Raw genomic sequence first — 25,279 nt, 5'->3', positions numbered from 1 at the left:
CTGGCGAATCCGGCACCGCACCGGCGGCGGGCCACCGGGCCCGCCGCCGGATGTGCGACGGTCAGCGGCTGTCGGAGCCCTCGGCGCTCACCGCCGCCCGGCCCGCCTCGAGCCGGGCGATCGGGATGCGGAACGGCGAGCAGGAGACGTAGTCGAGCCCCAGCTCGTGGCAGAAGTGCACCGAGGCCGGGTCACCGCCGTGCTCGCCGCAGATGCCGAGCTTGAGATCGGGCCTGGTCCGGCGGCCCTCCTCGGTGGCGATCCGCATGAGCCGGCCGACGCCGGAGCGGTCGATCGACTCGAACGGCGAGACCCCGAAGACCCCGAGGTCGAAGTACTTGCCGAAGAAGGAGCTCTCGCAGTCGTCCCGGGAGAAGCCCCAGGTCATCTGGGTGAGGTCGTTGGTGCCGAAGGAGAAGAACTCGGCGGCCTCGGCGATCTGGCCGGCGGTGAGCGCGGCCCGCGGGACCTCGATCATCGTGCCGATCATGGCGTCCACGCCGGCCTCGGCGAGGATGCGCTGCGCCTCCTCCCGGACGATCTCGAGCTCCTGCACCGTGCTCACCAGCGGGATCATGATCTCCGCCTTGGCGTTCGGCACCTGCTTCGCCGCGGTGGCGATCGCCCGCACCTGCATGGCGAACAGGCCCGGGATGACGAGGCCGAGCCGTACGCCGCGCAGGCCGAGCATCGGGTTCTGCTCGTGCAGCCGCTTGACCGCCTCGAGCAGCTTGCGGTCCCGCTCGCTCGCGGCCTCGCCCGCGGTGGCCACCTTGACCGCCAGCTCGGTGAGGTCGGGGAGGAACTCGTGCAGCGGCGGGTCGATCAGCCGGATGGTGACCGGCAGGCCGTCCATCGCGGTGAAGATGCCGACGAAGTCCTTGGTCTGCAGCGGCTCCAGCGCGTCGAGCGCGGCCTGCCGCTCCTCCGGCGTGGCGGCGAGGATCAGGTCCTCGACGAGCTTGCGCCGCTCACCGAGGAACATGTGCTCGGTACGGCACAGCCCGATGCCCTCGGCGCCGAACCGGCGGGCGCGGGCGGCGTCCTCCGGGGTGTCGGCGTTGGCCCGCACCTTGAGGCGGCGGACCGAGTCGGCATGGCGCATGATGCGGTCGACCGCGGCGACCAGCTCGTCGTCGACGGGCTTCCCCTCGAAGTACTCGACCACCGGGGAGGGGACCACGGGCACCTCGCCGAGGTAGACGGCGCCGGTGGTGCCGTCGATGGAGATCACGTCGCCCTCGTTGACGACGACCCCGCCGGGCGCGGTGAACCGCCGGTTGACGACGTCGACGTCGAGCTCCTCCGCGCCGCAGACGCAGGTCTTGCCCATGCCGCGGGCGACCACGGCGGCGTGCGAGGTCTTACCGCCCCGGGAGGTGAGGATGCCGCGGGCCGCGATCATGCCGCCGAGGTCGTCCGGGTTGGTCTCCCGCCGGACGAGGATGACCGCCTCGCCCTTCTCGGCGAGCTCGACGGCCCGCTCCGAGCTGAACACGGCCTTGCCCACGGCGGCGCCGGGCGAGGCGTTCATGCCCTTGGTGATCGGCCGGTGCGCGGCGTCCTCGGCGAACCGCGGGAACATGAGCTGGGCGAGCTGCGCGCCGGAGACGCGCTTGACGGCCTCGTCCATGTCGATGAGGCCCTCGTCGACGAGCTGCGTGGCGATCCGGAACGCGGCCGCCGCGGTCCGCTTGCCGACCCGGGTCTGGAGCATCCAGAGCTTGCCGCGCTCGATGGTGAACTCGATGTCGCACAGGTCGCGGTAGTGGCTCTCCAGGCGGGCCATGATGTCGAGGAGCTCGCGGTAGGACTTGGGGTCGAGCCGCTCGAGCTCCTGCAGGGGGATGGTGTTGCGGATGCCGGCCACCACATCCTCGCCCTGGGCGTTCGGCAGGTAGTCGCCGTACACGCCCTTGCGGCCGGTGCCGGGGTCCCGGGTGAACGCGACGCCGGTGCCGGAGTCCTCCCCGAGGTTGCCGAAGACCATGGTCACGACGTTGACCGCCGTGCCGAGGTCGTCGGGGATGCGCTCCTGCCGCCGGTAGAGCTTGGCGCGCGGGGTGTTCCACGAGTCGAAGACCGCCTTGATCGCGAGGTCGAGCTGCTCGCGCGGGTCCGAGGGGAACTCGCGGCCGGTGTGCTCGCGCACGATGCCCTTGTACGTGTCGACGAGACCGCGCAGCTCCTCGGCGCTGAGGTCGGTGTCCTGCCTGCCGTTCTTGAGCCGCTCGAGCTCCGCCTCGAACAGCTCGCCCTCGATGCCGAGGACGGTCTTGCCGAACATCTGGATGAGCCTGCGGTAGGAGTCCCAGGCGAACCGCTCGTTGCCGGACTGCTTGGCCAGCCCGAGGACCGACCGGTCGTTGAGGCCGATGTTGAGAACGGTCTCCATCATGCCCGGCATCGAGTACTTCGCCCCGGAGCGCACGCTGACGAGCAGGGGGTCGTCCGGGTCGCCCAGGCGCTTCCCCATCCTGGCCTCGAGCTTCGCCAGGTGCTGGGACACCTCTTCGTCAAGCCCTTCGGGGACCGTCCCCTGCGCAAGGTAATGGCGGCACGCCTCGGTGGTGATGGTGAAGCCGGGAGGCACGGGAAGCCCGAGATTGGTCATCTCCGCCAGGTTGGCACCCTTGCCGCCGAGCAAGTCCTTCAGATCTTTGTTGCCCTCGGAGAAGTCGTAAACGAACTTGGGCACGTGCACTCCTCTTGCGACTTCCTACAACGCGCAGTCACTCGCGCATCTTTGACTCTACCTGTGAAAAGCACCCCCAAACCTCACTTACCCCGGCAAATGACATAAGTCCAGGTAGAAGGTCCTGTATAGGTCTAATCCACAGTCCCGAAACGGAAAGATCAGCAGAATTTCTCATAGATCATCTCACGTTTTGAACGATCACCATTCTTCACGAAGCGACGGTGAATTGGACTAGACAATTGGCATAGACCAGTCGCCACTGAGATCCGATCGCGGACGCCGCGCCTAACCCGCTTACCGCGCGCCGTGCGATATATAGAGTGATAACCCTCCGAATTCATCCGAACGCGGAGGGTGACGTGCCACGAAAGACCTGGCGAGCCGTACTGGCGTTGATCCTGGGAGCCGGGGTGCTCGGCCCGGCCGCCATGGCCTGCGGGGCCCATGAGCTCTCCCCCGCCTCCCGAGCCGGGCAGGGGCTGACCTGGGGCCCGTGCGAGGGCGTCTCCTCCACTCCCAGCCCGCGCTTCGAATGCGCCACCCTGCAGGTGCCGCTCGACTACGCCAGGCCGGACGGGGAGAAGATCGGGATCGCGCTGGTCCGGGTTCCGGCGACCGGACCGGGCGAACGGCTCGGCTCGCTCGTGTTCAACTTCGGCGGCCCGGGCGGCTCAGGGGTCACCACGCTGATGAACGCCGCGTTCGCGTTCCGCGCCCTCAACCGACGCTACGACCTGGTCAGCTTCGACCCCCGCGGCGTGGACCGCAGCAGCGGGATCCGTTGCCTCGACGGCCCCCGGATGGACTGGTACCTCGCGCACGAGCCGAGCGACGACATCGCCGAGGAGACCCGGCTCATCACCGAGTTCGCGCAGGGCTGCGAGCGCAACGCCGGCCGCATCCTCCCGTACGTCGGCACGGTGAACGTGGCGCGCGACATGGAGCGGCTGCGCCAGGCCCTCGGCGAGCCCCGCCTCAACTACTTCGGCTTCTCCTACGGCACCCACCTCGGCGCGGTCTACGCGACCCTCTACCCGGACAAGGTGGGCCGGATGGTGCTCGACTCGGCCGTGGACCCCACGGTCGGGCTGCTCGAGATGGCGCGGACCCAGGCGCTCGGCTTCCAGAAGGCGTACGAGCAGTACCTCGCCGGCTGCGTGAAGTCCGCGGAGGGCTGCCCGCTCGGCGCGGACGCCGAGCAGGCGGACAAGACCGTGCGCACCCTGCTCGACCGGCTCAAGCGCGCACCGGTGAAGGTGGGCGACCGGCTCGTCACCGAGGACATCGCGCGGATCGCGATCGCCCACGCCCTCTACAGCGACCAGAGCTGGCCGCTGCTCACCGAGGCGCTCCGCGACGCGGACAAGGGCGACATGAGCGGCCTGCTCACCCTCGCCGACGACTACGCCTCCCGCCGGCCGGACGGAACCTACGCCTCCCTGCACTTCGCGCTGCCGGCCGTGCTCTGCGCGGACACCACCGACCGGCCGAGCGTGGCCCAGGCCGAGGCCCTCGCCCGCGAGCTGCGCGCGAAGACGCCGATCTTCGCCGAGACCGCGGTGAGCGCCGGCGCGTGCAGCGTCTGGCCGGTCCCCGGTAACGACGAGGCCCGGCGCATCGACGCGACCGGGTCCCCGCCGATCCTCGTGATCGGGGTCACCAACGACCCGGCCACGCCGTACCAGTGGGCGCCGCGGCTCGCCCGGCTGCTCCGCACCGGGGTGCTCCTCACCCTGGAGGGCGAGGGCCACGGGGCGTACGGCCGGAGCCGGTGCATCGACTCGGCCGTGAACGCCTACCTGCTCGAGGGGAAGGTGCCGCAGAACGGGCTGCGCTGCCGCGAGTGAGCGGGCCGCCGGGCCGCGGGACGCCGTTGCCGCGGAGCTCTCCGGTGACGCCCACCGGGGGCGGCGAACGGCGGCCGGACGGCGCGGCCAGCCCTCGGCGGACCGGCCGCTCACGTCTCAGGGATGCAGCCGCGGGCCCGCAGCGGGCCGTGAGCCGTCAAGGATCCGGCCGCTCGGCCTGCGGGAGCCCGCGTCGCGCGCTCGGCGCTCGAGCGGCTCAGCGGTCCAGCCGCTCGCGGAGGTAGGCCTCCACCTGGTCGATGGAGATCCGCTCCTGGGCCATGCTGTCCCGCTCGCGGACCGTCACCGCGTTGTCCTCCAGCGTCTGGAAGTCGATGGTGACCGCGTACGGGGTGCCGATCTCGTCCTGCCGGCGGTAGCGGCGCCCGATCGCCCCGGCGTCGTCGAACTCCACGTTCCACCTGCGGCGCAGCTGCGCGGCCAGGTCGCGGGCCTTCGGCGACAGGTCGGCGTTGCGGGAGAGCGGGAGCACGGCCACCTTCACCGGGGCGAGCCGCGGGTCGAGGCGGAGCACGGTCCGCTGCTCCATCTCGCCCTTGGCGTTGGGCGCCTCGTCCACCGTGTACGCGTCGAGGAGGAAGGTGAGCGCGGTCCGGTCCACCCCGGCCGCCGGCTCGATCACGTACGGGATGTAGCGCTGCCCGGTCTCCTGGTCGAAGTAGGACAGGTCCTGGCCGGAGGCCTTGCTGTGCGAGCTGAGGTCGAAGTCGGTGCGGTTCGCGATGCCCTCGAGCTCACCCCACTCCATGCCGGGGAAGTTGAAGCGGTACTCGATGTCAACGGTCCGCTTCGAGTAGTGGGACAGCTTCTCCTTGGGGTGCTCGTAGAGCCGGAGGTTGTCCTTGTTGATCCCCAGGTCGATGTACCAGCGGAGCCGCTCGTCGATCCAGTACTGGTGCCACTCCTCGTCGGTGCCCGGCTTGACGAAGAACTCCATCTCCATCTGCTCGAACTCGCGCGTCCGGAAGATGAAGTTGCCGGGGGTGATCTCGTTACGGAACGACTTGCCGATCTGGCCGATCCCGAACGGGATCTTCTTGCGGGCCGACTGCTGGACGTTGAGGAAGTTGATGAAGATGCCCTGGGCGGTCTCCGGGCGCAGGTAGGCGAGGCCCGACTCGTCCTCCACCGGGCCGAGGAAGGTCTTCAGCAGGCCGCTGAACTGCCGGGGCGGGGTGAACGCCCCCTTGTTGCCGCAGTTGGGGCAGCTCACGTCGTTGAGGCCGCCGGCGGGCTCGGCGCCGTGCTTTGCGGCGTACGCCTCGATGAGGTGGTCGGCGCGGTAGCGCTTGTGGCAGGAGAGGCACTCGGTCAGCGGGTCGGTGAACGTGTCGACGTGGCCGCTGGCCTGCCACACCTCGCGGGCGAGGATGACGCACGAGTCCACGCCGACGACGTCCTCGCGGCCCTGGACCATGGCCTTCCACCACTCGCGCTTGATGTTGTTCTTCAGCTCGACACCCAGGGGTCCGTAGTCCCAGGATGCGCGCAGTCCACCGTAGATCTCGCTCGACGGGTAGACGAACCCGCGACGCTTGGCGAGGCTGACGATCGTGTCCAGAACGTCGGTGCGACGGGCCATCAGTGGAACTCCATCCGGCTGGGTGTCGGAATCGGGATCAGGTTCGGAGTCAGATGATCGTTCGTAACAGGGTACGCCCAACGGGTCCCCGGCCGTGGGCGATCCGGCGGCGCCCGCCGGCGTCCCCGAGAGGCGCTCCGCCGGTGGACAGGTCCGCGTGCGCTCAGGCCACGTACCTGCCCCGTGGATCCGTGGTCAAGCTTAGGGGAATCCGCCCTGTTTCGCTCAGTGCTTGGGGACGGCCCCCTCGGCCTCCGGCCCCCGGGCGGACGGCAGCTCGTACACCCCCTCGAACACCCCGGGCTCGTTGATCATGAACGCCATGAGCGGGTACATCGCCATCCGGGCCGCGGACAGCGCGCGCCGGTAGAAGCCCGCGCCCTCCCACTCGCTCGCCAGGACCCACAGGTTCGGTTCGTCGATCGACCTGCCGATCCGCCCGCCCAGGTACCCGGGCTGGGCGGCGAGCACCGCGAGGGCCTCGCGCGCCTGCGCGAGGAACTCGTCCGCCTGCGCGGCGGGGACCGTGCACCGGATGAGGGCGAGCATGCGCCCAGCATGCCATCTCCCCCGCGCCGCCCGGGAACCCCCCTCGGCGCGGGAACGGTGACCGGCCCGGCGCGTGCCCGCCCGCGGCACCGGCCGGTCCGCGGCCCGCCGGGTACTACGCTCGAGGCGTGGGAAGCGAGAAACCGACGCGGCGCCCTGGGCTCCCGCGCCACCCGCTGGCGCAGCGGCCGGCCGAGGGGAGGTCCGGGGCGCGGGCTTCGCGGCCGCGCCGGCCGCTGCCGGCCGGCGAGCACTTCTACACCCCGGACGCCACCGGGCTGCGCCGGGCGATCGAGCGGAAGAGCGCCGCACCGCTGGTGTTCCTGTTCCAGCTCCCGCGCTGGCTCGTGCCGCTCGTCATGGTCGGGCTCCTGCTCGCCGGCCTGGTCGTGGCCGACTGGCGCGGCGGGATCGCCGTGCTCCCCGTGCTCGGCTTCGTCACCTGGCTCGCGTACCTGTCCTGGCCGAGCCTCCGCGTCACCGGGCGGGTGCTGCGCGTCGCGCTCATCGCCTTCCTGGTGCTGCTCGCCGCCACCCGCTTCGGCCTGATCTGAGCCCGGCGGCCCGGCCCGGGCCCGGGTGCGGGACGGCCCGCGGCGGGTGGGAGAAGGCCACCCGGTGAGCGACGCGACCATGACGTCCGTAACGCGCCCCGACTGGGTAAATTCGGTAGAACGAAGCCGTACACGGGAGCCTTCATGACCAAGAGCCGCGAGGCCGTTCACAAGGTGCTGCGCCAGAGCGCCGGGTTCCGGAGCGCTCAAGACGTGTTCGCCGAGATGCGGGCGTGCGGCTCGAAGATCGGACTCACGACCGTGTACCGAGCGCTGCAGTCGCTTCAGGACGCGGGACGCGTCGATGTGCTGCGCACCGACGACGGTGAGTCCGTCTACCGAGCCTGTGAGACCGAGACCCACCACCACCACCTGGTGTGCCGCAAGTGCGGCCTGACGGTCGAGGTGACGGAGCCCAGCGTCGAGCGCTGGGCGGAGCACATCGGCCTGGAGCACGGCTTCACCGACGTCACCCACACCGTCGAGGTGTTCGGCACCTGCTCGGCCTGCGCGGCGAAGACGGAGAAGGCGGGCAAGGCGGAAAAGACGGAGAAGGCCGCCGCGGCGGAGTGATCGGGTCCGGTACGGCCCCGCGGCGGCCCGCCGGGCGGTAGGCTGCGATCTTCCGGGAGTTGGCCGCCTCGCCGCGACAGTGGGAGTTTCGACGTGCCGTTCAGCCATGACATGGTGCACGCGCTCGGCACCGTGGTGGATCTGATCAACACCGTGAGCGGCGACCGGGACCGGCTGGCCGGAGTCGAGGATCTCCAGGACTTCGTCCGCCGCCGTCTCATCAGCGGGATCGGCACGGTGACCGAGCGGGACCTCGAGGAGGTCCGCGCGCTGCGGGAGGTGTTCCGCAGCGTGTTCACCGCACCGGACCGGGCGACCGCGGTCCGGCTGCTCAACGGGCTGCTCGCCCGCACGCGGATCACCCCCAGCCTCACCGAGCACGACGGGCAGCCGCTGCACCTGCACTACTTCGCGCCCGGCGCGTCGCTCGCCGAGCACATCGCGGCCGACTGCGGCATCGCCCTCGCCCAGGTGCTGGTGCAGGACGAGTGGGAGCGGCTGCGCACCTGCGGGGCGCCCGGCTGCTCCAACGTGTTCGTCGACGAGTCCCGGAACCGCTCCCGTGTCTACTGCGACAGCCGTACCTGCGGGAACCGGATGCACGTCGCCGCCTACCGGGCCCGCCGCCGCTGCGCCTCGTGACGCGGCGCCCCGGCGGCGCGCGCCGGTCAGCCTGAGGCGGGGCGGACCTCGTTCGGCTCGGCCCCGCCGTACCGGCGCTCGCGCTTGGCGAAGATCCGGCAGGCCTCCCACAGGTCCCGGCGGTCGAAGTCGGGCCAGAGCCGGTCGAGGAAGACCATCTCCGCGTAGGCGGACTGCCAGAGCAGGAAGTTCGAAACGCGCTGCTCACCGGACGACCGGATGAACAGGTCCACATCCGGGATGTCCGGCTCGTCCAGGTAACGGGCGAAGACCTTCTCGGTGATCTTGTCCGGGTTGACCCGCCCGGCGGCGACGTCCCGGGCGAGCCGCGCGGCGGCGTCGGTGATCTCGGCCCGGCCACCGTAGTTCACGCAGAACTGCAGGGTCAGCGTGGTGTTGTTCCGGGTGAGCCGTTCCGCGTCCTCGAGCTCCTTGATGACGCTCCGCCAGAGCCGGGTCCGCCGCCCGGCCCACCGGACCCGTACCCCCATCTCGTGGAGCTCGTCGCGGCGGCGGCGGATCACGTCCCGGTTGAAGCCCATGAGGAAGCGGACCTCCTCCGGGGAGCGCTTCCAGTTCTCCGTGGAGAACGCGAACGCCGACAGGTACGGGATGCCGAGCTCGATGGCGCCCTGGATGACATCGAAGAGGGAGTACTCCCCTCTCTTGTGGCCCTCGGTGCGGGGCAGCCCGCGGGCCTTGGCCCAGCGGCCATTGCCATCCATGATGATCGCGACGTGCCGGGGCAGCAGCTCCCGGGGGATCTCGGGCGGCCTCGCCCCCGAGGGATGCGGAGCGGGTGGACGGACCATGGTCTGAAGGGTATTGCCTGCCGGCGGGTCCCCTGGACGCGCCGCCGGGCCGGGCCCCGGGCTCGGGGGTGGCCCGGGAGGCGTCCGGCGGGCCGTTCCGCCGGCGCACCGGCCCTCCGGGAGCCCACCCGGGCGCTCGGCCGCGCGCCGTGCGGGCTCAGCCGTGCGCGCCGTAGGCCGGTGCGGCGTCCGGCTCCGCCCGCCGGAGCGGCCAGTCCCGTTCGACGTGGCGGAGCGAGCGGATGCCGTGCTCCAGATGCCACTGCAGGTACCGGGCGACGAAGCCGCTGCACTCGCTCCGCTGGCGGGGCTCGGAGCCGTCCGCGGTCGCCCAGTCGCCACGCAGCAGGGCGTTCATCAGCTCGAGCGTCCCGGGCGCGGGCACCGCGGCCCCCGGCGGGCGGCACGCCCCGCAGACGGCCCCGCCCGCCGCGATCGCGAACGCCTGGACGGCCTCGCCGCCGCACCGGGCGCACGCGGTGAGCGCGGGCGCGTACCCGGCGACGGCGAGCGAGCGCAGCAGGAACGCGTCGAGCACCAGCCGCGGCTCGTGCGCCCCCTCGGCGAGCGTGCGCAGCCCGCCCACCAGGAGCAGGAACAGCCGCAGGGCGGGCTCCTTCTCCGCGGCGGCGAGCCGGTCGGCGGTCTCCAGCATGGCCATCCCGGCCGTGTAGCGCGCGTAGTCGCGCACGATCGCCTGGCCGTACGGGTGCAGGGTCTCCGCCTGGGTGATCACGTCGAGCGACCTGCCGGCGTGGAGCTGCAGGTCGACGTGGGTGAACGGCTCGAGCCGCGCGCCGAAGCGCGAGGTGGTCCGGCGGATGCCCTTGGCCACGCCCCGGACCTTCCCGGTGCGCTTGGTGAGGATCGTGATGATGCGGTCGGCCTCCCCCAGCTTCTGGGTGCGCAGCACCACGCCCTCATCCCGGTAGAGGCTCACCAGGCCATCGTACGGCCCGGCCCGGCCTGCCCGGCCGCCGCGGTGCGCGGCGGATTATGGGGCACGAACGGTGAGACTTCAGTAATGATCTGGCCAAGATCTTGGTCACCAGACCCGATCAAGCACGCATATCAGGACATACAGCTCTGACGGGATTCACCACGCTTACGAAAGGTCACTAAGCTTTTCCGGCGGACTTCCCCGCATCGGTCAAGTCAGGGAGTGTCCCGGGATCTTGCCGTAAGCGAGGACAAGGCCAGGCGCGACACGCCTCTACACGGACATCCCGGACGGGGACCCGGCGTGGCGAGGCGCCGTCTGTGCGGCCGCGACAGGCGACAGATCAGGGGATACGACCCACGGGCCACTCCCCCATCGCGTGAAAGGTTGCCATGACCCGCGTGGTCCTGCTGGGCTCGCCGCCCAACCCCTTCGGTTCTCCTCCACCAGGCGGCCCACCCGCCCTGCCGACCGATATCCGGTTGACGTCGCTCCCCGGAGCTCCGACCGCGTACGGCCGACTGGTCGGGCAGGTCACCTCGCTGGACCCCGCGCCGGTGACGATAGCCCGGCCCGAGCACGCCCCGGCCTACCGCGGCCACCTCGGCAAGGTCGTCGAGAGCCCGGACATCGCCGGCGATCTACGGGCCCTGGCCGATCTGGTCGAGGACTGCACGGAGAACATCCTCATCCTCCCGGCGGACTCGCTCATCCACGACGAGCTGATCTACCAGCTCAGCAAGGCGAAGCGGGCGGCGCTCGCGCTGATCGCCCGGGAGCAGCGCGACGAGGACTCCCCCGAGGTGGAGGAGCTGCCGCCGATCGAGGAGGCCGAGCCGGAGATCGGCATGAAGTCGATCGAAGGGCTCCCCCAGCGCACCCGCGCCAGCCGGGGCCGGGTGATCTCGGTCGGCACCGCCCACCACGCCGTCACCCGCCCGAACGCCGTGCTGCTCGGCCCGCTCCACCTCCACCAGCGGCACGCCGCCCTGCTCGCCGAGACCGCCCGGGAGCTCGCGGAGATCGCCCACCTGTTCGGGCCGGAGGACGACGTCGTCGAGCTCCTCGTCTTCGGCCTGGTGCGCAAGGGCGTGTCGGTCGGGGTGCGCGGCCGCCGTGACCTGTTCTACCGGCGGATCCGCACCCAGGCCGAGGCGGACGAGGCGCTCGTGGAGATGTCCGGGTACGACGAGGACCGGGCCCGCCTCAACAACGCGGTCAAGGGCGCCGACGGCTTCTTCACCACGTTCTTCGTCAGCACCTACTCCCGGTACATCGCCCGCTGGGCGGCCCGCCGGGGTCTCGCGCCCAACCACGTCACCCTGTTCTCGATCTTCCTGGGCGTGCTCGCCGCCGGGTCGTTCGCGACCGGCACCCGCTGGGGCGCGATCGCCGGCGCCGTGCTCATCTACTTCGCGTTCGTCTTCGACTGCGTCGACGGGCAGCTCGCCCGCTACGCCAGGAAGTTCAGCGTCCTGGGGGCGTGGCTCGACGCCACCTTCGACCGGTTCAAGGAGTACATCGTCTTCGTCGGCCTGGCCGTCGGCGCCACGGTCTCCGGGCAGTTCGGCGACGGCGAGGAGATCTGGACCCTGGCGCTGATCGCGATCGCCCTGCAGTCGGTCAAGCACCTGCTCGACTTCGCCTTCGGCGCCGCCAACCGCCGCAAGCCGCCCCTGCCGCTCCCCACCCTGGCGTTCACGGTGCCCGATGACCGGCCGCTGCGCCAGGCGCTGGAGGAGCGCCGGCTGAGCCGCTCCACCGGCCTGCGCAGGCTCCTGAAGTTCTGGACCAAGGCCGGGAAGTTCCGGCCCGTGCACTGGGCCCGCAAGATGATCGTGTTCCCGATCGGCGAGCGCTTCGCCGCCATCGCGATCACCGCGGCCTTCTTCGACCCGCGCGTCACCTTCCTCACCCTGGTGACCTGGGGCAGCGTCGCGGCCGTCTACACGATCACCGGACGTTTCCTGAGGTCTCTCGCATGATCATCCAGCAGCCGCAGGCCACCACGATCACCGACCCCCACGAGGAGCGCCTCCGCATCCAGACGGAGCGCCTGATCGCCTACCGCGACGACGGCCCCCTCGTCGCCGTGCTGAAGGGCGTGTTCGGGCGCGGGGTGTCCCCCGTTCCGGCGACCCTCCTCGCGATCGCCGCCATCGTGGCGATGGCCGTGGGCGGGGTGCTCACCGAAGGGCCGATCCTGCTCACCCCCGTGCTGGTGCTCGTCCTCCTCGCGGTGCCCACCGCGCCGCACCACCACCTGGGACGGCTCGACTGGCTCACCCCGCCGCTGCTGCGCGCGGCCGAGTTCCTGACGATCATCCTGCTCGGCCTCGCCACGGACACCCCGAAGTGGCTGCTCTTCGCCCTGATCTACGTGATCGGGTACCACACCTACGACACCGTCTACCGGACCCGGCAGGGCATCTGGCCCCCACAGTGGATCTTCCTCGCCGGGCTCGGCTGGGAGGTCCGCCTGCTGATCATCGGTGCGGCCGCGGCGCTCGGCGTCCTCACCCCGGTCGCCGCGATCCTCACCGTCTACCTGCTCGTGCTGTTCGCGGCCGAGAGCGTGACGAGCTGGGTCCGCCTCGACAAGGAGTCGGCCGCGCTCAAGGCCCAGGCCGACCAGGACCTCGAGCAGACCCCGGAGGAGGCCGCCGAGCAGCTCACCGGGGAGGCCGAGCAGCACTGACCGGGCGCCGGTCCCGGCGCGCGTCCGGTGGCCCGGCGATCAGTCCTTCACGCCGGGCCGCCGCCCGTCCCGGCGCGGACCGGAAAGCCCTCCGATCATCGCCCGCCGGTGGCCTCCGGGCCGCCGGCGGCGCCGTCCGGGGCGGCCCCGCCCCCGGCGTCGAACAACGCCCACACGACCTTGCCTCCCTCGACCGGGAGCCACCCCCAGGCCGAGCTGAGCGCGTCGACCAGGTGGAGGCCGCGGCCGCTCTCGGACAGGTCGTCGCCCCCCGCGACCAGGGCGGGCGCCCCATCGCCGTCGTCGCTCACCCCGCAGCCCACGTACGAGCGGTGCCGTACCAGCCGGAGCAGGATGGGCGAGCCCGAGGCCGGGCCGGCCGCGAGGGCGTGCCGGAGGGCGTTGGTCACCAGCTCCGAGACGACCAGCTGCACGTCCGCAATGAGATGCGGCAACCCCCAGTCGGCGAGGATCCGGGCGGCGAACTCACGGGCCGCCGCGGGCGACGTCGTCCGTCCGGCGAGGGAACAGGTGGCGGCCGGCGGGCCGGACGGATCGGCGGACCCGTTCTGCTCGAAGACCGATGTCAGCCATGGAGGCGCAGTGGCCTCACCAGGTCCTGCCAGATCCGCGTACATCGCCGTTCCCTAGGTCGTCACCCGTACCTTCCTCGCCGCCTGTATCTTGCCCCGTACGTTGCGCGGGCAAGCACCGGTGCGCCTGCAAATGTCATTTCGAGCCGCATTCGGGGTCGTTCCAGGACTGGGCCGACGCGCGCCCGGATACGATCACTCTCCGAGCGCGAAGCTCCTTTTCGGTTCGACCGAACCCGCCGTAAGGTTGCAGATGGAGATTCATCAAATGAGCAGGCCGCAAAGAGCCACCGCGAAGCCCGCCCCGCGCGGCGGGCCGACGGTCATGCGCATCCTCGTCGGCGCGCAGCTCAGGCGGTTACGCCGGGCATCGGGCACCACCCCCGGCCAGGCGGCGCGGGCCATCCGGGCGTCGAACGCCAAGATCAGCCGGATGGAGCTCGGCCGCGTCGGGTTCAAGGAGCGTGACATCGCCGACCTGCTCACGCTCTACGGCGTGACCGACCCCCACCATCGCGAGACCCTGCTCGGCATGGCCCGGCAGGCGAACGCCCCCGGCTGGTGGCGCGAGTACCACGACGTGCTGCCGAGCTGGTTCGAGTCCTATATCGGCCTGGAGGACGCCGCCTCGGTCGTCCGCACCTTCGAGGTCCAGTTCATCCCCGCGCTGCTCCAGACCCCCGACTACGCACGCGCGGTGATCAAGCACCGCCACAAGGACGCGACCGAGCGCGAGGTGGAGCAGCGGGTCGCCGTCCGGATGCGGCGGCAGGAGCGGCTGACCGGGCCGGACCCCCTGCGGTTGTGGGCCGTGGTGGACGAGGCGGCGCTGCGCCGCCCGTTCGGGGGCACCAAGGTGCTCCGGGGCCAGATCGAGCACCTGATCGAGATCACCACCATGCCGAACGTCACCCTCCAGGTGCTCCCGTTCGACCGGGGCGGCCATTCGGCCGCGGCCGGCCCGTTCACGATCTTGCGGTTCGAGTCCCCGGACCTGCCGGACGTGGTCTACATGGAGCAGCTCAACAGCGCCGCCTACCTCGACAAGCCCGCCGAGACCGAGCCGTACCTGCGGGTGATGAACGCCCTATCCGTGGAGGCGCACTCGCCCGCGCGATCGCGCGCGTTCCTCGAGCGGCTGCTCGACGGGCTCGGCTGACCGCCGCGCCTAGGCCTTCCGTTCCCGGGAGAGCCGGGCGAAGAACTCCTGGCAGGTCTCGCTGAAGGCGACGGCGCGGGCCGTGGGCCGCACCCCGCGGACGGAGGCGAGCACCACGTTGAGCGGCGGAGCCTCGTCACTGATCGGCACGGTCACCACGCGGCCGCCGTCGTAGGTCTCGTCGGTGAGCGGCAGCTCGGTGAAGATCGAGTAGCCGTGCCCTCCGGCGACGAGCGATCGCGCCGTCTCATAGCTCGAGGTACGGAACCGCACCCGCGGCTCCGTGGTGTAGAGCGCGCGGAAGTAGTCGCGGCTGCGCGGCAGATCCAGCATGATCAGCGGCTCGGAGGCGAGGTCGGCGACCGAGACCGTCTCGGCGCTCGCGAGCCGGTGGCCGGGCGGCAGCAGCGCGTACGGCCGGACCTGGGTGAGCGGGCGGATCTCCAGGTCGAGCGCGAGATCGGTGCCGTAGACCAGAGCGAGCTCGCACCTGCCGTCGAGCAGGGCCGACTCCAGCTCAGCGACCCCGCCCTCGACGACCGTGACCCGCACCTCGGGGTACCGGGAGGCAAACTCGCCGAGCAGCCGCGACAGGTAGAACGGGGCGATCGCGGTGAAGCACCCGATGGTGAGCTCGCCGGTGAGCGAGACGGCGAGCCCGCGCGCCGACTGGGCGAGCGCGGCCGCGTGGGCGAGGAACTCCCGCGCCTCGGCGAGGAACCGCTCCCCCGACCGGGTGAGCGACAGGCCCCGGGCGTGGTGGCGGATCAGCAGCTGAACACCGAGCTCCCTCTCCACCTGCGCGATGGCGGCCGAAATGGCAGACTGCGCCACCATCAGCTCTTTGCTCGCCGCGGTCATGCTGCCGAGCTCGGCCGCCGTCACGAAGTAACGCAGCTGGACGAGGGTGAAGTTGACGTCCGCCACGTCACCAATTGTGACCGTCTCAGTCGCGTACGGCGCCCGCCCGCCGGTATGAACTTTCAATACCTTTTCCCGGCCCTGATCAGGCGTTTTCCTTCTGGAATCGGTTGCTGCCTAACGCGACGCCGGCCACGGCGCGGGGTCGCGGGCATCCGCGCCCAGGCTCCGGGACGAGGGCGGCGAGCCGCCGGGATCCACGACGAGGGCCGCGCCAGGCGGCCGGAGGATCCCCGGGCCGGCCCCGGCCCGGCCTCACCGCCGGCGGTATGGGGTGGTGGGGCGCCCGCCGGCTCGGCGAGGCCGGCGGGCGATCCGCCCGGGCACGGGATCGGGGTGCGGCGGCCGGCCCGCGGCGCGGTGGCACCCCCGAGTTCCGCCGCCGCCGATATCGGGATTCCGGTCCGTGGGCTGTATACAGGTCCTCGTGAAGCTGGACGACCTTGACCGCGCCATCATCCGGGCCCTCATCGAGGACGCCCGCGCGACGTACGCCGAGATCGGCGCTCAGGTAGGACTGTCCGCCCCGGCCGTGAAGCGGCGGATCGACCGGCTCGTCGCCGCGGGGGTCATCACCGGCTTCAGCGCGCGGGTCGAGCCCACGGCCCTCGGCTGGACGACCGAGGCGTACGTCGAGGTCTACTGCCGCGACAAGACCTCCCCGGCGGAGATCGGCAAGGCCGTCGCCCGGCATCCGGAGGTCGTCTCCGCGTGCACGGTCACGGGCGAGGCCGACGCGCTGCTCCACATCCGCGCGCCCGACGTGGGCCATGTCGAGCGGGTGATCGAGCACATCGCGGCCGAGCCGTTCGTGCTCCGCACCAAGAGCTCGATCGTGCTCTCCCGGCTGGTTAACAGATCGCCGGTGAGCGACTGAAATACGCAACCGATCGAAAGCAGGGCGCAACACAGACGCATTGGCCGGGCTCCGCCGCGTTCCTACGCTGACCAGTGTCCGGCGTACCCCTATGGAGTTGTCGATGACGATCGCGCACCCTGCTGAAACCACGCATTGTGAGCGGCACGCCACGGTACGTCATTACCTGATGTGCCGGCCGGAGTACTTCACCGTGAGCTATGCCATCAACCCGTGGATGGATCCGGTGAAGGGCGCCGACACCGCCAAGGCGATCGAGCAATGGGAACGGTTGCGGGAGACCTATGAGCGGCTCGGGCACAAGGTGAGCCTGATCGAGCCGATCGAGGGCCTGCCCGACATGGTGTTCGCGGCGAACGGCGCCCTGGTGGTGGACGGTCGGGTCTACGGCGCGAAGTTCCGGTACCCGGAGCGCGCCGCCGAGGCCGGCGCCTACCTGCGCTGGTTCGCCGAGCGGGGCTATGAGGTCATGGAGCCCACCGCCACCAACGAGGGCGAGGGCGACTTCCTCGTGCTCGACCGGGTGATCCTGGCAGGGACGGGCTTCCGCACCGACGTCGCCGCCCACCTGGAGGCCCAGGAGTTCCTCGGCCGGCCGGTGGTGACCCTGCGCCTGGTGGACCCGCACTACTACCACCTGGACACCGCGCTCTTCCCGCTGGACGGCGGCAACATCGCCTACTACCCGGGCGCCTTCTCCGAGGGCAGCCGGCGGGTGCTGGAGTACATGTTCCCCGACGCCGTCATCGCCTCGGCCGAGGACGCGCAGGTGCTCGGCCTCAACGCGGTGAGCGACGGCAGGCACGTCGTGATCAATGCCGAGGCGACCGGGCTCATCCGGGAGCTCGAGCGCCGCGGCTTCGAGGTGATCCCCGTCGACCTCAGCGAGCTGCGCAAGGCCGGTGGTGGTCCGAAGTGCTGCACCCTGGAGATCAGATGATCACCGAAGAGCTGATCCGCCTGACCGAGCGCCACAGCGCGCACAACTACCACCCGCTCCCCGTGGTCCTCGCCACGGGAGAGGGCGCGTGGGTCACCGATGTGGAGGGGAAGCGCTACCTCGACTGCCTCGCCGGCTACTCGTCGCTGAACTTCGGCCACCGCCACCCGGCGATCATCGCGGCGGCCCGCGATCAGCTCGACCGGCTCACCCTGACCAGCCGCGCGTTCCACCACGACCGGTTCGCCGAGTTCGTCACCGCGCTCGCCGGGCTCTGCGGCAAGGACATGGTGCTGCCGATGAACACCGGCGCCGAGGCCGTGGAGACCGCGATCAAGGTGGCCCGCAAGTGGGGCTACGAGGTCAAGGGCGTGGCCAAGGACCAGGCGAACATCATCGTCATGGAGAACAACTTCCACGGCCGCACCACCACGATCGTGGGGTTCTCCAGCGACCCCGACGCGTACGGCGGCTTCGGCCCGTTCACCCCCGGGTTCCGGGTGGTGAAGTACGGCTCGGCCGACGCGATCCGGGAGGCGATCGACGAGAACACGGTGGCCGTGCTGCTCGAGCCCATCCAGGGCGAGGCCGGGGTGTACGTGCCCCCGGACGGCTACCTCACCGCGGTCCGGGAGATCTGCTCGGCGAACCGGGTGCTCTTCATCGCGGACGAGATCCAGTCGGGCCTCGGCCGCACCGGCCGGACCTTCGCCTGCGACCACGAGGGCGTCGTGCCCGACCTGTACCTGCTCGGCAAGGCGCTCGGCGGCGGGGTGATCCCGGTCTCCGCGGTGGCCGCGGACGCGGAGGTGCTCGGCGTGCTCAAGCCGGGCCAGCACGGCTCGACCTTCGGCGGCAACCCGGTCGCCTGCGCGGTGGCGATCGCCGTGATCGGGCTGCTGAAGACCGGCGAGTACCAGGCGCGGGCCCGCGAGCTCGGGGCCTTCCTGCACGAGCGGCTGCGCGAGCTGGCCGAGACGCGGACCCGCCACGGCCGGCCGGCCATCACGGCGGTGCGCGGCCGCGGCCTGTGGGCGGGGATCGACATCGATCCGGAGCTCGGCACCGGGCGGCGCATCTGCGAGGCCCTGATGCGCCGCGGCGTGCTGGCGAAGGACACCCACGGCTCCACGATCCGCCTCGCCCCGCCCCTCGTGGTCTCCAAGGACGACCTGGCCTGGGCCATCGAGCAGCTCGACCACGTGCTCCAGGAGCTCTGACCGGCCCGCTTGCCGGCCCGCACCGTGTCGCGGGCGGCCCGGGTCAGCGCCCCCGCCACCAGGCGATGGTCTCCCGCAACGCGTCGTCGAGGGGGGTGGGGGCGAGGCCCAGGGCCGCCTCGGTGGCCGACGCGTCGAGCACGAACGGCCGGTCGAACTGGTAGCGGATCTCCTCCAGCTCCCGCAGGAACGGCACGAACAGGCCGGCCGCCTTGACCGCCCAGCCGGGGATGCGCCTCAGGCGGGGCGCGGGGGCGCCGGCGAGTACGCAGAGCCGCTCGGCGAACTCGCGGGTGGTGATCGGCGGGTTGGACGGCACATGCCACGCCCCGCCCCACGCCCGCTCGTCGGCGGCGACCGCGGCGAGGGCCCGGGCCACGTCGGGCAGGTAGGTCCAGCTGTGCGGGACGTCCGGGTCGTTCACGATGGTCGCGGGCCGGCCGGCGAGCAGCGGGCCGACGAACCGTGCCCCCAGGTACGACCGGTCGGAGGCGTGCGGGCCGAAGAAGTCCGAGGCGCGCACCTCGGTCACCCGCACCCGGCCCGCGAGGTGCGCGGCCCGGGCCTCCTCCCACATGCGGGCGCGCACCCGCCCCTTGGTCCCGGTGGCGGCCAGGGGCAGGTCCTCGGTGATCGGGCCGTCCACCGGGCCGTAGCCGTACAGGTTGCTCAGCGTGACCAGCACCGCGCCGGAGTCCTCGGCCGCGGCGAGCAGCGCGGCGGCGATCGGCGGCCAGTCCTGCGCCCACCGGTGGTAGGCGGGGTTGGCGCAGTTGTAGAGGGCATCGGCCTTGACCGCGATCCGGCGCATGGCCGCGGCGTCCGCCGCGTCGGCGGCGACCCGCCGCACGCCGGGCCGGTCGGGCCCGGAGCCCGAGCGGGTCACGACCACGACCTCGTGCCCACGGTCCGCGAGCAGCTCGGCGAGCAGGCCGCCGACCTGGCCCGCTCCGACGATGACGTGCTCCCCCATCTCCTCATCCTTCCGTGCAATGCTCTAAAACGAGAGCAATGCTCTCTTATTGGAGCACGTGTCGTCAAGAGCAGTGCTCTCGTTTGCGTTCAGTGCTCTGCTAGCCTGGACCCGTGAACGCAGGCCGTACCGCACGCGAGCGGGTCCGGCAGGAACTGATCCGCGAGATCATCGACGTGGCCCGCCGCCATCTCGCCACCCATGGCGCGGCAGGGCTCTCCCTGCGCGCGGTCGCCCGTGAGCTGGGCATGGTGTCCTCGGCGATCTACCGGTACTTCCCCAGCCGCGACGACCTGCTCACCGCGCTGATCATCGACGGCTACGACGCGATCGGTGAGGCCGTGGAGCTGGCCGAGGCGGCCCTCCCGCGTGACGACTTCACGGGGCGCTGGCTCAGGGTCTGCCGTGCCGTACGGGAGTGGGCGCTCGCGCATCCGCACGAGTACGCGCTGCTGTACGGCTCACCGGTGCCGGGGTACCGCGCGCCCGGGGACACGATCGAGCCGGCCTCGCGGAGCCTGCGGGTCTTCGGCCGGATCGTCGCGGACGCCCACGCCGCGGGGCGGCTCTCCCCGCCGCCCACCCTCCCGGAGCCACCCGCGACGCTGTCGGCGGACTTCGACCGGGTCCGGTCGTTCATGCCCGGCGTGCCCGACGACGTGGTCGCCCGCGCCGGCATCGCCTGGACGGACCTGTTCGGCATGGTCAGCTTCGAGCTGTTCGGCCAGTTCACCAACGTGATCGAGCGCCGGGACGAGTTCTTCGAGCACACCATGGCCTGCCTCGCCCGGCTGATCGGCCTCCCCGCGCAGCCGGGCGCGCATGGGCGCGTCCCGCCCGGCGAGCCGTACGAGGCGCCGGCCGAACGCCCGAGCCGCGGACGCCGGGGCGGCCGGAGTCGCGGGCCGGCGTCCAGCGGTGCCACGGGCCCGGAATCCCGGTCCGGATAAGACCGCTCATCGCCCATCCGGCAGAGCCGGCGACGCGCGGCCGGAAGCCGTACCGGCCGGGAAAACGATCCGGCGGGACCGGGATGCCCCGGCCCCGCCGGATCACACGTCCGTCAGGCCCGCGGTCAGGAGTCGCGCACGGCGCGGTTGACCGCGGAGATGATCGCCTTGAGCGAGGCGGTCGTGGTGTTGGCGTCGATGCCGACACCCCACAGGACCCTGCGGTTGTCCGGCCCGCCGACCTCGCACTCCACGTAGCAGGCCGCCTTGGCGTCGCTGCCCGCGCTCATCGCGTGCTCCACGTAGTCGAGCACGCGGACGTGGAAGCCGACGTTGGCGAGCGCGTCGCAGAAGGCGGAGATCGGGCCGTTGCCCACGCCCTCGATCTCCCGGATCTGACCGTCGATCCGGACGTCGGCGCTGATCACGTCCTTCTCGTCCACCGTCGAGGAGTGGCGGTGGGCGAGCAGGCCCAGCCGGCCCCACGGCTTGGCGGGGTTGGGGAGGTACTCGTCCGCGAAGATCTCCCACATCTGCTCGGGGGTGACCTCCCCGCCGTGGGTGTCGGTGTGCGCCTGGATGACCTTGGAGAACTCGATCTGCAGCCGCCGCGGCAGGTCGAGCTTGTGCTCGGTCTTCATGATGTAGGCGACGCCGCCCTTGCCGGACTGGCTGTTGACCCGGATGATCGCCTCGTAGGTGCGGCCGATGTCCTTCGGGTCGATCGGCAGGTACGGAACCTCCCAGCGGTACTTGTCCACCGGGACCCCGGCGGCCGCCGCGTCGCGCTCCAGGGCCTCCAGGCCCTTCTTGATCGCGTCCTGGTGCGAGCCGGAGAAGGCCGTGTAGACCAGGTCGCCCGCCCACGGGTGGCGCGGGTGGACCGGGAGCTGGTTGCAGTACTCGACGACCCGGCGGATCTCGTCCATGTCGGAGAAGTCCAGCTCGGGGTCGATGCCCTGGGAGAACAGGTTCATGCCCAGGGTGACGAGGCAGACGTTGCCGGTGCGCTCACCGTTGCCGAAGAGGCAGCCCTCGATCCGGTCGGCGCCCGCCATGTACCCGAGCTCGGCGGCGGCCACGGCCGTGCCACGGTCGTTGTGCGGGTGGATCGACAGCACGATCGAGTCGCGGTGCGCCAGGTTACGGTGCATCCACTCGATCTGGTCGGCGTAGATGTTGGGGGTGGCCATCTCGACCGTGGCCGGCAGGTTGATGATCACCTTCCGGTCCGGCGTGGGCTCCCACACCTCGTTGACGGCGTTGCAGACCTCCACCGCGTACTCGAGCTCGGTCCCGGTGAAGGACTCGGGCGAGTACTGGAAGTAGATCTCCGTGCCGTCCATGTCCTCGGCGAGCTTCTTGCACAGCTTGGCGCCCTCGACCGCGATGGCGGTGATGCCGTCCTTGTCCAGCCCGAACACCACCCGGCGCTGCAGCGTGGAGGTGGAGTTGTACAGGTGGACGATCGCCTGCTTGGCGCCGCGCAGCGACTCGAAGGTCCGCTCGATCAGCTCCGGGCGGGCCTGGGTGAGGACCTGGATCGTTACATCGTCCGGGATCCGGTCCTCCTCGATGATCTTCCGGATGAAGTCGTAGTCGGTCTGCGACGCGGCGGGGAACCCGACCTCGATCTCCTTGAACCCGATCCGGACCAGCAGCTCGAACATCTTGAGCTTGCGGTGCGAGTCCATGGGGTCGATCAGGGCCTGGTTCCCGTCCCGCAGGTCGACCGCGCACCACCGGGGGGCCTTGGTGATGACCTTGTCCGGCCAGGTGCGGTCGGTCAGCCGTACCGGCTTGAACGGCGTGTAGCGGTGGAACGGCATCGGGCTGGGCTGCTGCGGTGCGAACATAACGCTCCTCATCGAACGTCCGGCGCCATGCGAGAACACGGGAGAAGAAGAATCCCGGATCAGAGACTCAGAGAAGGTCGCCGGTGATGGACTCCGAATCGGCCGACGTGCACGACTCGCTCCGCGGCGAGGGTGCCGACCTTCCTACCGACCCTCGCCGCGGCGGCTAAGCAGGAGCCCGCGCAGCATGTCAATCACGTTAGCAGAAGACGAAAGCCGAATATCGCCGATGCCCGAATATCGAGATGGGCGGCGATGCGGTGTGCGCCGGCTTCCCCCACCCGGCCCGGTACGGCACCGGGAAGGGAAGTACGGTCGATGCATGAAGGATAGCGAGATCCTCGGACAGATAAAAGATCTGGTGGCCGAGGAGCGCCTGCTCCGGGAGCGCCTCGCGGCCGGCGAGCTGACCAGGCGGGAGGAGCACGAGCGGATCCGGTTCCTGGAGGCGGAGCTCGACCGGTGCTGGGATCTGCTGCGGCAACGCCGCGCGCTCCGCGATGCCGGCGAGGATCCGGATCTCGCCCTGCCCCGCCCGGTCAGCGAGGACTTCGAGGAGTGACGCACCCGCTCGCCGCGCCGCGGGTCAAGGCCGCGCGGCCGGTGGTCCCGCCCGCCGGCGCCCGTGACCTCCGCGCCCGGCGACCGGCGTCCCCCGCGCCCGGGGACCCGCACGGCCGTACCCTCGCGCGCCGGCCGGATCAGTCGTAGAAGCCGAGCCGGCGCAGCATCTTGGGGTCGCGCTGCCACTCCCGGGCGACCCGCACGTGGAGGCTCAGGTAGACGTGGGTGCCGAGCAGCGCCTCGATCTGCCGCCGGGCGCGGATGCCGACCTCCTTGAGCCGCGCCCCGCCCGGGCCGATCACGATCGCCTTCTGCGACGGCCGTTCCACGTAGATGTCGGCGTAGATCTCGAGGAGATCGTCGCGGTCCTCCCGCGGCTTCATCTCCTCGACCACCACCGCGATCGAGTGCGGCAGCTCGTCCCGCACCCCCTCGAGCGCCGCCTCCCGGATCAGCTCGGCGACCAGCACCTGCTCCGGCTCGTCGGTCAGCTCGCCCTCGGGGTACAGCGGCGGGGAGACGGGCAGCCGGGCGACGAGCAGGTCGGTGAGCACGTCGAGCCGCTCACCGCTCACCGCCGACACCGGGACGATCTCCTCGGCGAAGTCGACGAGCTGCTCGACCGCGACGAGCTGCTTGACGATCTGCTCCCGCGACGCCACGTCGCACTTGGTGACGATCGCGACGACCGGGGTCTCCTTGACCGCCTTGAGCTTCTCGGTGATGAACCGGTCGCCCTTGCCGATCGGCTCGTTCGCCGGGATGCAGAACCCGATCACGTCGACCTCGGAGAGGGTGGACAGCACGAGGCTGTCCAGCCGCTCGCCGAGCAGGGTGCGCGGGCGGTGGAAGCCGGGGGTGTCGACGATGATGAGCTGCGCATCGGGCCGGTGCACGATCCCCCGGATGGCGCGCCTGGTCGTCTGCGGCTTCGACGAGGTGATCGCCACCTTGGTGCCGACCAAGGCGTTCATCAGCGTCGACTTCCCGACGTTCGGCCTGCCGACGAAGCACGCGAACCCGGCGCGGAACTCGGTCTTCTCGCTCACGTCAGGCGCACCCTCTCGGCTCACGTCAGGCGCACCGGCCTTTCACGCTGCCGTCCGGGCCCGCCAGGAACAGCGGGGCACCGCCCATGTCCGCGAGCACGGCGAGGTCCTCCTCGGCCGGGCGGTCGGCCTCGGTGACGAGCGCGGCCGCCTCCAGCCGGCTCGCTCCGCTCGACACCGCCATGGCGACCGCGACCTGCACCGCGGTCAGCGTGAGCGAGGGCAACCGCACCCCGGTCGCCGCGTACGTGCGGCCGATCTCATCGCGTACGGCGGCGCCCTCGGGGGCCCCGTTGCGCGCGCGGGCGGCCCGCGCCAGCGTGACGATCTTCTGATCCTCGGGGTCGAGCGTTTCGGTCACGGCTCAAGGTTACCGACTTCCCGGAGGAGCGATCTGGTCAGCTCCACCGTGCCGGACATGTCCGGCGGGGCGATCCCGCCGTGCACGAGCGCCAGCACCGTACCCCCGGTCCCGGCCACCACCACGTGCATCTCGTACGGGTAACCACCGACCCGGCCGGTCAGCACGCGGGCGGCCGCCTCCCCGGCCCCGGCGGGCACCTCGACCGGCGGTTCCGCGGCGGTGAGCAGGTCGGCGGCCGCCGGGGTGCCGCCATCGGCCCGGGTGCAGCCCGCCAGGGCCGCGCGCAGCTCGCCGAAGCGGTGGCGGGCCAGCCCTCCGGGGTACTCGGCGAGCCCCACGGCCGCAAACTGCCCCACGTGGACGCCGTCGAAGGTGCCGGCGGCCACGTCGAGGCGGCCGTCGCGGGGGAACCTCCCCGCCGCCGCGTCGAAGAGCGCCCGGCAGTCCCGGCTGCTCGGCCGGAACGGCGGCCGCCAGGCCGGGCGCAGCCGGGGCCAGAAGGCGTCCGGCAGCGCGCGGAGAGAGCTCAGCACCCCGGCCGGCGGCGGTCGCCGGGTGGACGCGTACGTGGGCGGCGGCGCCTCGAGGCCGCTGGAGGCCGTGGCGATCAGGAGCACCCCGATCAGGGCGGTGGCCGGGAGGATCCGCATGTCCTTCTCCGGTGTCCGTGGGCTCGTTCGGCGGCCATGCCACCGTGGATCTGTCTTCCCGTTACCGGCCCCGGATAATCACGTTGCGTATCCCCGCGATCTCCCTGCGCTTCCGCCACGGGAGCATGCGGATCCGTGACCGATGCCGCAGGGTTCGCCGCGCCCGCATCCGGCCCGGTGCCTCCGCGCCCGCATCCGGCCCGGTGCCACCGCGCCCGGCCGCGGCCCGTCCCCGATCCGACCGGCC

Annotated in this window: 24 protein-coding genes; 12 read left to right on the top strand and 12 right to left on the bottom strand. The window is 71.5% G+C overall.

Features of this window, described 5'->3' with window-relative positions; genetic code table 11:
• Window positions 1–61: 61 nt before the first annotated feature.
• Complete coding sequence (ppdK, locus tag TBIS_RS05915) at window positions 62–2,698, bottom strand: pyruvate, phosphate dikinase (RefSeq protein WP_013131439.1); 2,637 nt, start codon at window positions 2,696–2,698, stop codon at window positions 62–64.
• A 359-nt stretch (window positions 2,699–3,057) separates the two neighbouring features.
• On the opposite strand from ppdK, the gene TBIS_RS05910 reads away from it, so the two are divergent.
• Window positions 3,058–4,545, top strand: coding sequence for an alpha/beta hydrolase (locus TBIS_RS05910; RefSeq protein WP_013131438.1), 1,488 nt, complete (start codon window positions 3,058–3,060; stop codon window positions 4,543–4,545).
• A 217-nt stretch (window positions 4,546–4,762) separates the two neighbouring features.
• Here the strand turns inward: TBIS_RS05910 and TBIS_RS05905 are convergent, their stop codons facing one another.
• A complete protein-coding gene (locus TBIS_RS05905; RefSeq protein ID WP_013131437.1) occupies window positions 4,763–6,148 on the bottom strand; it encodes a glycine--tRNA ligase in 1,386 nt (461 codons plus the stop codon).
• A gap of 225 nt (window positions 6,149–6,373) precedes the next feature.
• Window positions 6,374–6,697, bottom strand: coding sequence for an antibiotic biosynthesis monooxygenase family protein (locus tag TBIS_RS05900; RefSeq protein WP_013131436.1), 324 nt, complete (start codon window positions 6,695–6,697; stop codon window positions 6,374–6,376).
• Window positions 6,698–6,825: 128 nt separating this feature from the next.
• Between TBIS_RS05900 and TBIS_RS05895 the strand changes: the two genes are divergently transcribed.
• The 3 genes from TBIS_RS05895 to TBIS_RS05885 all read left to right on the top strand — a co-directional run bounded on the left by TBIS_RS05895 (window position 6,826) and on the right by TBIS_RS05885 (window position 8,466).
• Window positions 6,826–7,251 carry a DUF6703 family protein gene (locus TBIS_RS05895; RefSeq protein ID WP_013131435.1) on the top strand — a complete coding sequence of 142 codons (426 nt, stop codon included), beginning with the start codon at window positions 6,826–6,828 and terminating at the stop codon, window positions 7,249–7,251.
• A gap of 144 nt (window positions 7,252–7,395) precedes the next feature.
• Complete coding sequence (locus TBIS_RS05890) at window positions 7,396–7,824, top strand: Fur family transcriptional regulator (protein WP_013131434.1); 429 nt, start codon at window positions 7,396–7,398, stop codon at window positions 7,822–7,824.
• 93 nt (window positions 7,825–7,917) lie between these two features.
• Window positions 7,918–8,466, top strand: coding sequence for a CGNR zinc finger domain-containing protein (locus TBIS_RS05885; protein WP_013131433.1), 549 nt, complete (start codon window positions 7,918–7,920; stop codon window positions 8,464–8,466).
• Window positions 8,467–8,492: 26 nt separating this feature from the next.
• Here the strand turns inward: TBIS_RS05885 and TBIS_RS05880 are convergent, their stop codons facing one another.
• Window positions 8,493–9,278, bottom strand: a complete 786-nt coding sequence (locus TBIS_RS05880; RefSeq protein ID WP_013131432.1) for an isoprenyl transferase — start codon at window positions 9,276–9,278, stop codon at window positions 8,493–8,495.
• 157 nt (window positions 9,279–9,435) lie between these two features.
• Entirely contained in the window at window positions 9,436–10,218 is a 783-nt protein-coding gene (recO, locus tag TBIS_RS05875; protein ID WP_013131431.1) for a DNA repair protein RecO, read from the bottom strand.
• A gap of 392 nt (window positions 10,219–10,610) precedes the next feature.
• Between recO and TBIS_RS20045 the strand changes: the two genes are divergently transcribed.
• Window positions 10,611–12,203 carry a CDP-alcohol phosphatidyltransferase family protein gene (locus TBIS_RS20045; RefSeq protein ID WP_013131430.1) on the top strand — a complete coding sequence of 531 codons (1,593 nt, stop codon included), beginning with the start codon at window positions 10,611–10,613 and terminating at the stop codon, window positions 12,201–12,203.
• A complete protein-coding gene (locus TBIS_RS20040) occupies window positions 12,200–12,916 on the top strand; it encodes a DUF5941 domain-containing protein (RefSeq protein ID WP_013131429.1) in 717 nt (238 codons plus the stop codon). The genes TBIS_RS20045 and TBIS_RS20040 overlap by 4 nt, the downstream gene beginning before the upstream one ends.
• A 95-nt stretch (window positions 12,917–13,011) precedes the next feature.
• Here TBIS_RS20040 and TBIS_RS18555 read toward each other — a convergent pair whose 3' ends face one another.
• Entirely contained in the window at window positions 13,012–13,554 is a 543-nt protein-coding gene (locus tag TBIS_RS18555) for an ATP-binding protein (protein ID WP_013131428.1), read from the bottom strand.
• 223 nt (window positions 13,555–13,777) lie between these two features.
• On the opposite strand from TBIS_RS18555, the gene TBIS_RS05855 reads away from it, so the two are divergent.
• Complete coding sequence (locus TBIS_RS05855; protein WP_013131427.1) at window positions 13,778–14,668, top strand: helix-turn-helix domain-containing protein; 891 nt, start codon at window positions 13,778–13,780, stop codon at window positions 14,666–14,668.
• Between the two features lie 9 nt (window positions 14,669–14,677).
• Here TBIS_RS05855 and TBIS_RS05850 read toward each other — a convergent pair whose 3' ends face one another.
• A complete protein-coding gene (locus TBIS_RS05850; protein WP_041431258.1) occupies window positions 14,678–15,595 on the bottom strand; it encodes a LysR substrate-binding domain-containing protein in 918 nt (305 codons plus the stop codon).
• A 421-nt stretch (window positions 15,596–16,016) separates the two neighbouring features.
• Between TBIS_RS05850 and TBIS_RS05845 the strand changes: the two genes are divergently transcribed.
• The 3 genes from TBIS_RS05845 (at window position 16,017) to rocD (ending at window position 18,626) form a co-directional block, all read left to right on the top strand.
• A complete protein-coding gene (locus TBIS_RS05845) occupies window positions 16,017–16,466 on the top strand; it encodes an Lrp/AsnC family transcriptional regulator (protein WP_041431256.1) in 450 nt (149 codons plus the stop codon).
• 103 nt (window positions 16,467–16,569) lie between these two features.
• Complete coding sequence (gene ddaH, locus TBIS_RS05840) at window positions 16,570–17,406, top strand: dimethylargininase (RefSeq protein WP_013131424.1); 837 nt, start codon at window positions 16,570–16,572, stop codon at window positions 17,404–17,406.
• Window positions 17,403–18,626: an ornithine--oxo-acid transaminase gene (gene rocD, locus TBIS_RS05835; protein ID WP_013131423.1), complete on the top strand. Its 1,224-nt coding sequence runs from the start codon at window positions 17,403–17,405 to the stop codon at window positions 18,624–18,626. The genes ddaH and rocD overlap by 4 nt, the downstream gene beginning before the upstream one ends.
• Window positions 18,627–18,669: 43 nt before the next feature.
• Here the strand turns inward: rocD and TBIS_RS05830 are convergent, their stop codons facing one another.
• Window positions 18,670–19,599, bottom strand: a complete 930-nt coding sequence (locus TBIS_RS05830) for an NAD-dependent epimerase/dehydratase family protein (protein ID WP_013131422.1) — start codon at window positions 19,597–19,599, stop codon at window positions 18,670–18,672.
• A gap of 113 nt (window positions 19,600–19,712) precedes the next feature.
• Here TBIS_RS05830 and TBIS_RS05825 point away from each other — a divergent pair, with 113 nt between their 5' ends.
• Window positions 19,713–20,549, top strand: a complete 837-nt coding sequence (locus TBIS_RS05825) for a TetR/AcrR family transcriptional regulator (RefSeq protein WP_013131421.1) — start codon at window positions 19,713–19,715, stop codon at window positions 20,547–20,549.
• Between the two features lie 125 nt (window positions 20,550–20,674).
• Here TBIS_RS05825 and leuA read toward each other — a convergent pair whose 3' ends face one another.
• The gene (gene leuA, locus TBIS_RS05820; protein WP_013131420.1) at window positions 20,675–22,405 is read right to left on the bottom strand and encodes a 2-isopropylmalate synthase; all 1,731 of its coding nucleotides are present in this window, start codon (window positions 22,403–22,405) and stop codon (window positions 20,675–20,677) included.
• Between the two features lie 322 nt (window positions 22,406–22,727).
• Here leuA and TBIS_RS05815 point away from each other — a divergent pair, with 322 nt between their 5' ends.
• Complete coding sequence (locus tag TBIS_RS05815; RefSeq protein ID WP_013131419.1) at window positions 22,728–22,967, top strand: DUF2630 family protein; 240 nt, start codon at window positions 22,728–22,730, stop codon at window positions 22,965–22,967.
• Between the two features lie 139 nt (window positions 22,968–23,106).
• On the opposite strand, the gene era is transcribed toward TBIS_RS05815, so the two are convergent.
• From era to TBIS_RS05800, 3 genes are read right to left on the bottom strand one after another with little or no spacing between them, the layout of a single operon-like run.
• Window positions 23,107–24,018 carry a GTPase Era gene (era, locus tag TBIS_RS05810; protein WP_241019894.1) on the bottom strand — a complete coding sequence of 304 codons (912 nt, stop codon included), beginning with the start codon at window positions 24,016–24,018 and terminating at the stop codon, window positions 23,107–23,109.
• A gap of 25 nt (window positions 24,019–24,043) precedes the next feature.
• A complete protein-coding gene (locus tag TBIS_RS05805; RefSeq protein ID WP_013131416.1) occupies window positions 24,044–24,379 on the bottom strand; it encodes a hypothetical protein in 336 nt (111 codons plus the stop codon).
• Complete coding sequence (locus TBIS_RS05800) at window positions 24,376–25,032, bottom strand: hypothetical protein (protein ID WP_013131415.1); 657 nt, start codon at window positions 25,030–25,032, stop codon at window positions 24,376–24,378. The genes TBIS_RS05805 and TBIS_RS05800 overlap by 4 nt, the downstream gene beginning before the upstream one ends.
• Between the last annotated feature and the right edge of the window lie 247 nt (window positions 25,033–25,279).

It is taken from the genome of Thermobispora bispora DSM 43833 (assembly GCF_000092645.1).
Lineage (GTDB): Bacteria > Actinomycetota > Actinomycetes > Streptosporangiales > Streptosporangiaceae > Thermobispora > Thermobispora bispora.
This window is presented reverse-complemented; position numbering and strand designations above follow the sequence as displayed.

Excerpts from the sequence above, each read along its gene's own strand:
- TBIS_RS18555 (WP_013131428.1), bottom strand. The coding sequence starts at position 13,554 with ATGTACGCGGATCTGGCAGGACCTGGTGAGGCCACTGCGCCTCCATGG.
- leuA (WP_013131420.1), bottom strand. The coding sequence starts at position 22,405 with ATGTTCGCACCGCAGCAGCCCAGCCCGATGCCGTTCCACCGCTACACG.
- TBIS_RS05800 (WP_013131415.1), bottom strand. The coding sequence starts at position 25,032 with ATGCGGATCCTCCCGGCCACCGCCCTGATCGGGGTGCTCCTGATCGCC.
- TBIS_RS05855 (WP_013131427.1), top strand. The coding sequence starts at position 13,778 with ATGAGCAGGCCGCAAAGAGCCACCGCGAAGCCCGCCCCGCGCGGCGGG.
- rocD (WP_013131423.1), top strand. The coding sequence starts at position 17,403 with ATGATCACCGAAGAGCTGATCCGCCTGACCGAGCGCCACAGCGCGCAC.
- TBIS_RS05880 (WP_013131432.1), bottom strand. The coding sequence starts at position 9,278 with ATGGTCCGTCCACCCGCTCCGCATCCCTCGGGGGCGAGGCCGCCCGAG.
- ddaH (WP_013131424.1), top strand. The coding sequence starts at position 16,570 with ATGACGATCGCGCACCCTGCTGAAACCACGCATTGTGAGCGGCACGCC.
- TBIS_RS20045 (WP_013131430.1), top strand. The coding sequence starts at position 10,611 with ATGACCCGCGTGGTCCTGCTGGGCTCGCCGCCCAACCCCTTCGGTTCT.
- TBIS_RS05900 (WP_013131436.1), bottom strand. The coding sequence starts at position 6,697 with ATGCTCGCCCTCATCCGGTGCACGGTCCCCGCCGCGCAGGCGGACGAG.
- TBIS_RS05830 (WP_013131422.1), bottom strand. The coding sequence starts at position 19,599 with ATGGGGGAGCACGTCATCGTCGGAGCGGGCCAGGTCGGCGGCCTGCTC.
- TBIS_RS05890 (WP_013131434.1), top strand. The coding sequence starts at position 7,396 with ATGACCAAGAGCCGCGAGGCCGTTCACAAGGTGCTGCGCCAGAGCGCC.
- TBIS_RS20040 (WP_013131429.1), top strand. The coding sequence starts at position 12,200 with ATGATCATCCAGCAGCCGCAGGCCACCACGATCACCGACCCCCACGAG.
- TBIS_RS05815 (WP_013131419.1), top strand. The coding sequence starts at position 22,728 with ATGAAGGATAGCGAGATCCTCGGACAGATAAAAGATCTGGTGGCCGAG.
- TBIS_RS05905 (WP_013131437.1), bottom strand. The coding sequence starts at position 6,148 with ATGGCCCGTCGCACCGACGTTCTGGACACGATCGTCAGCCTCGCCAAG.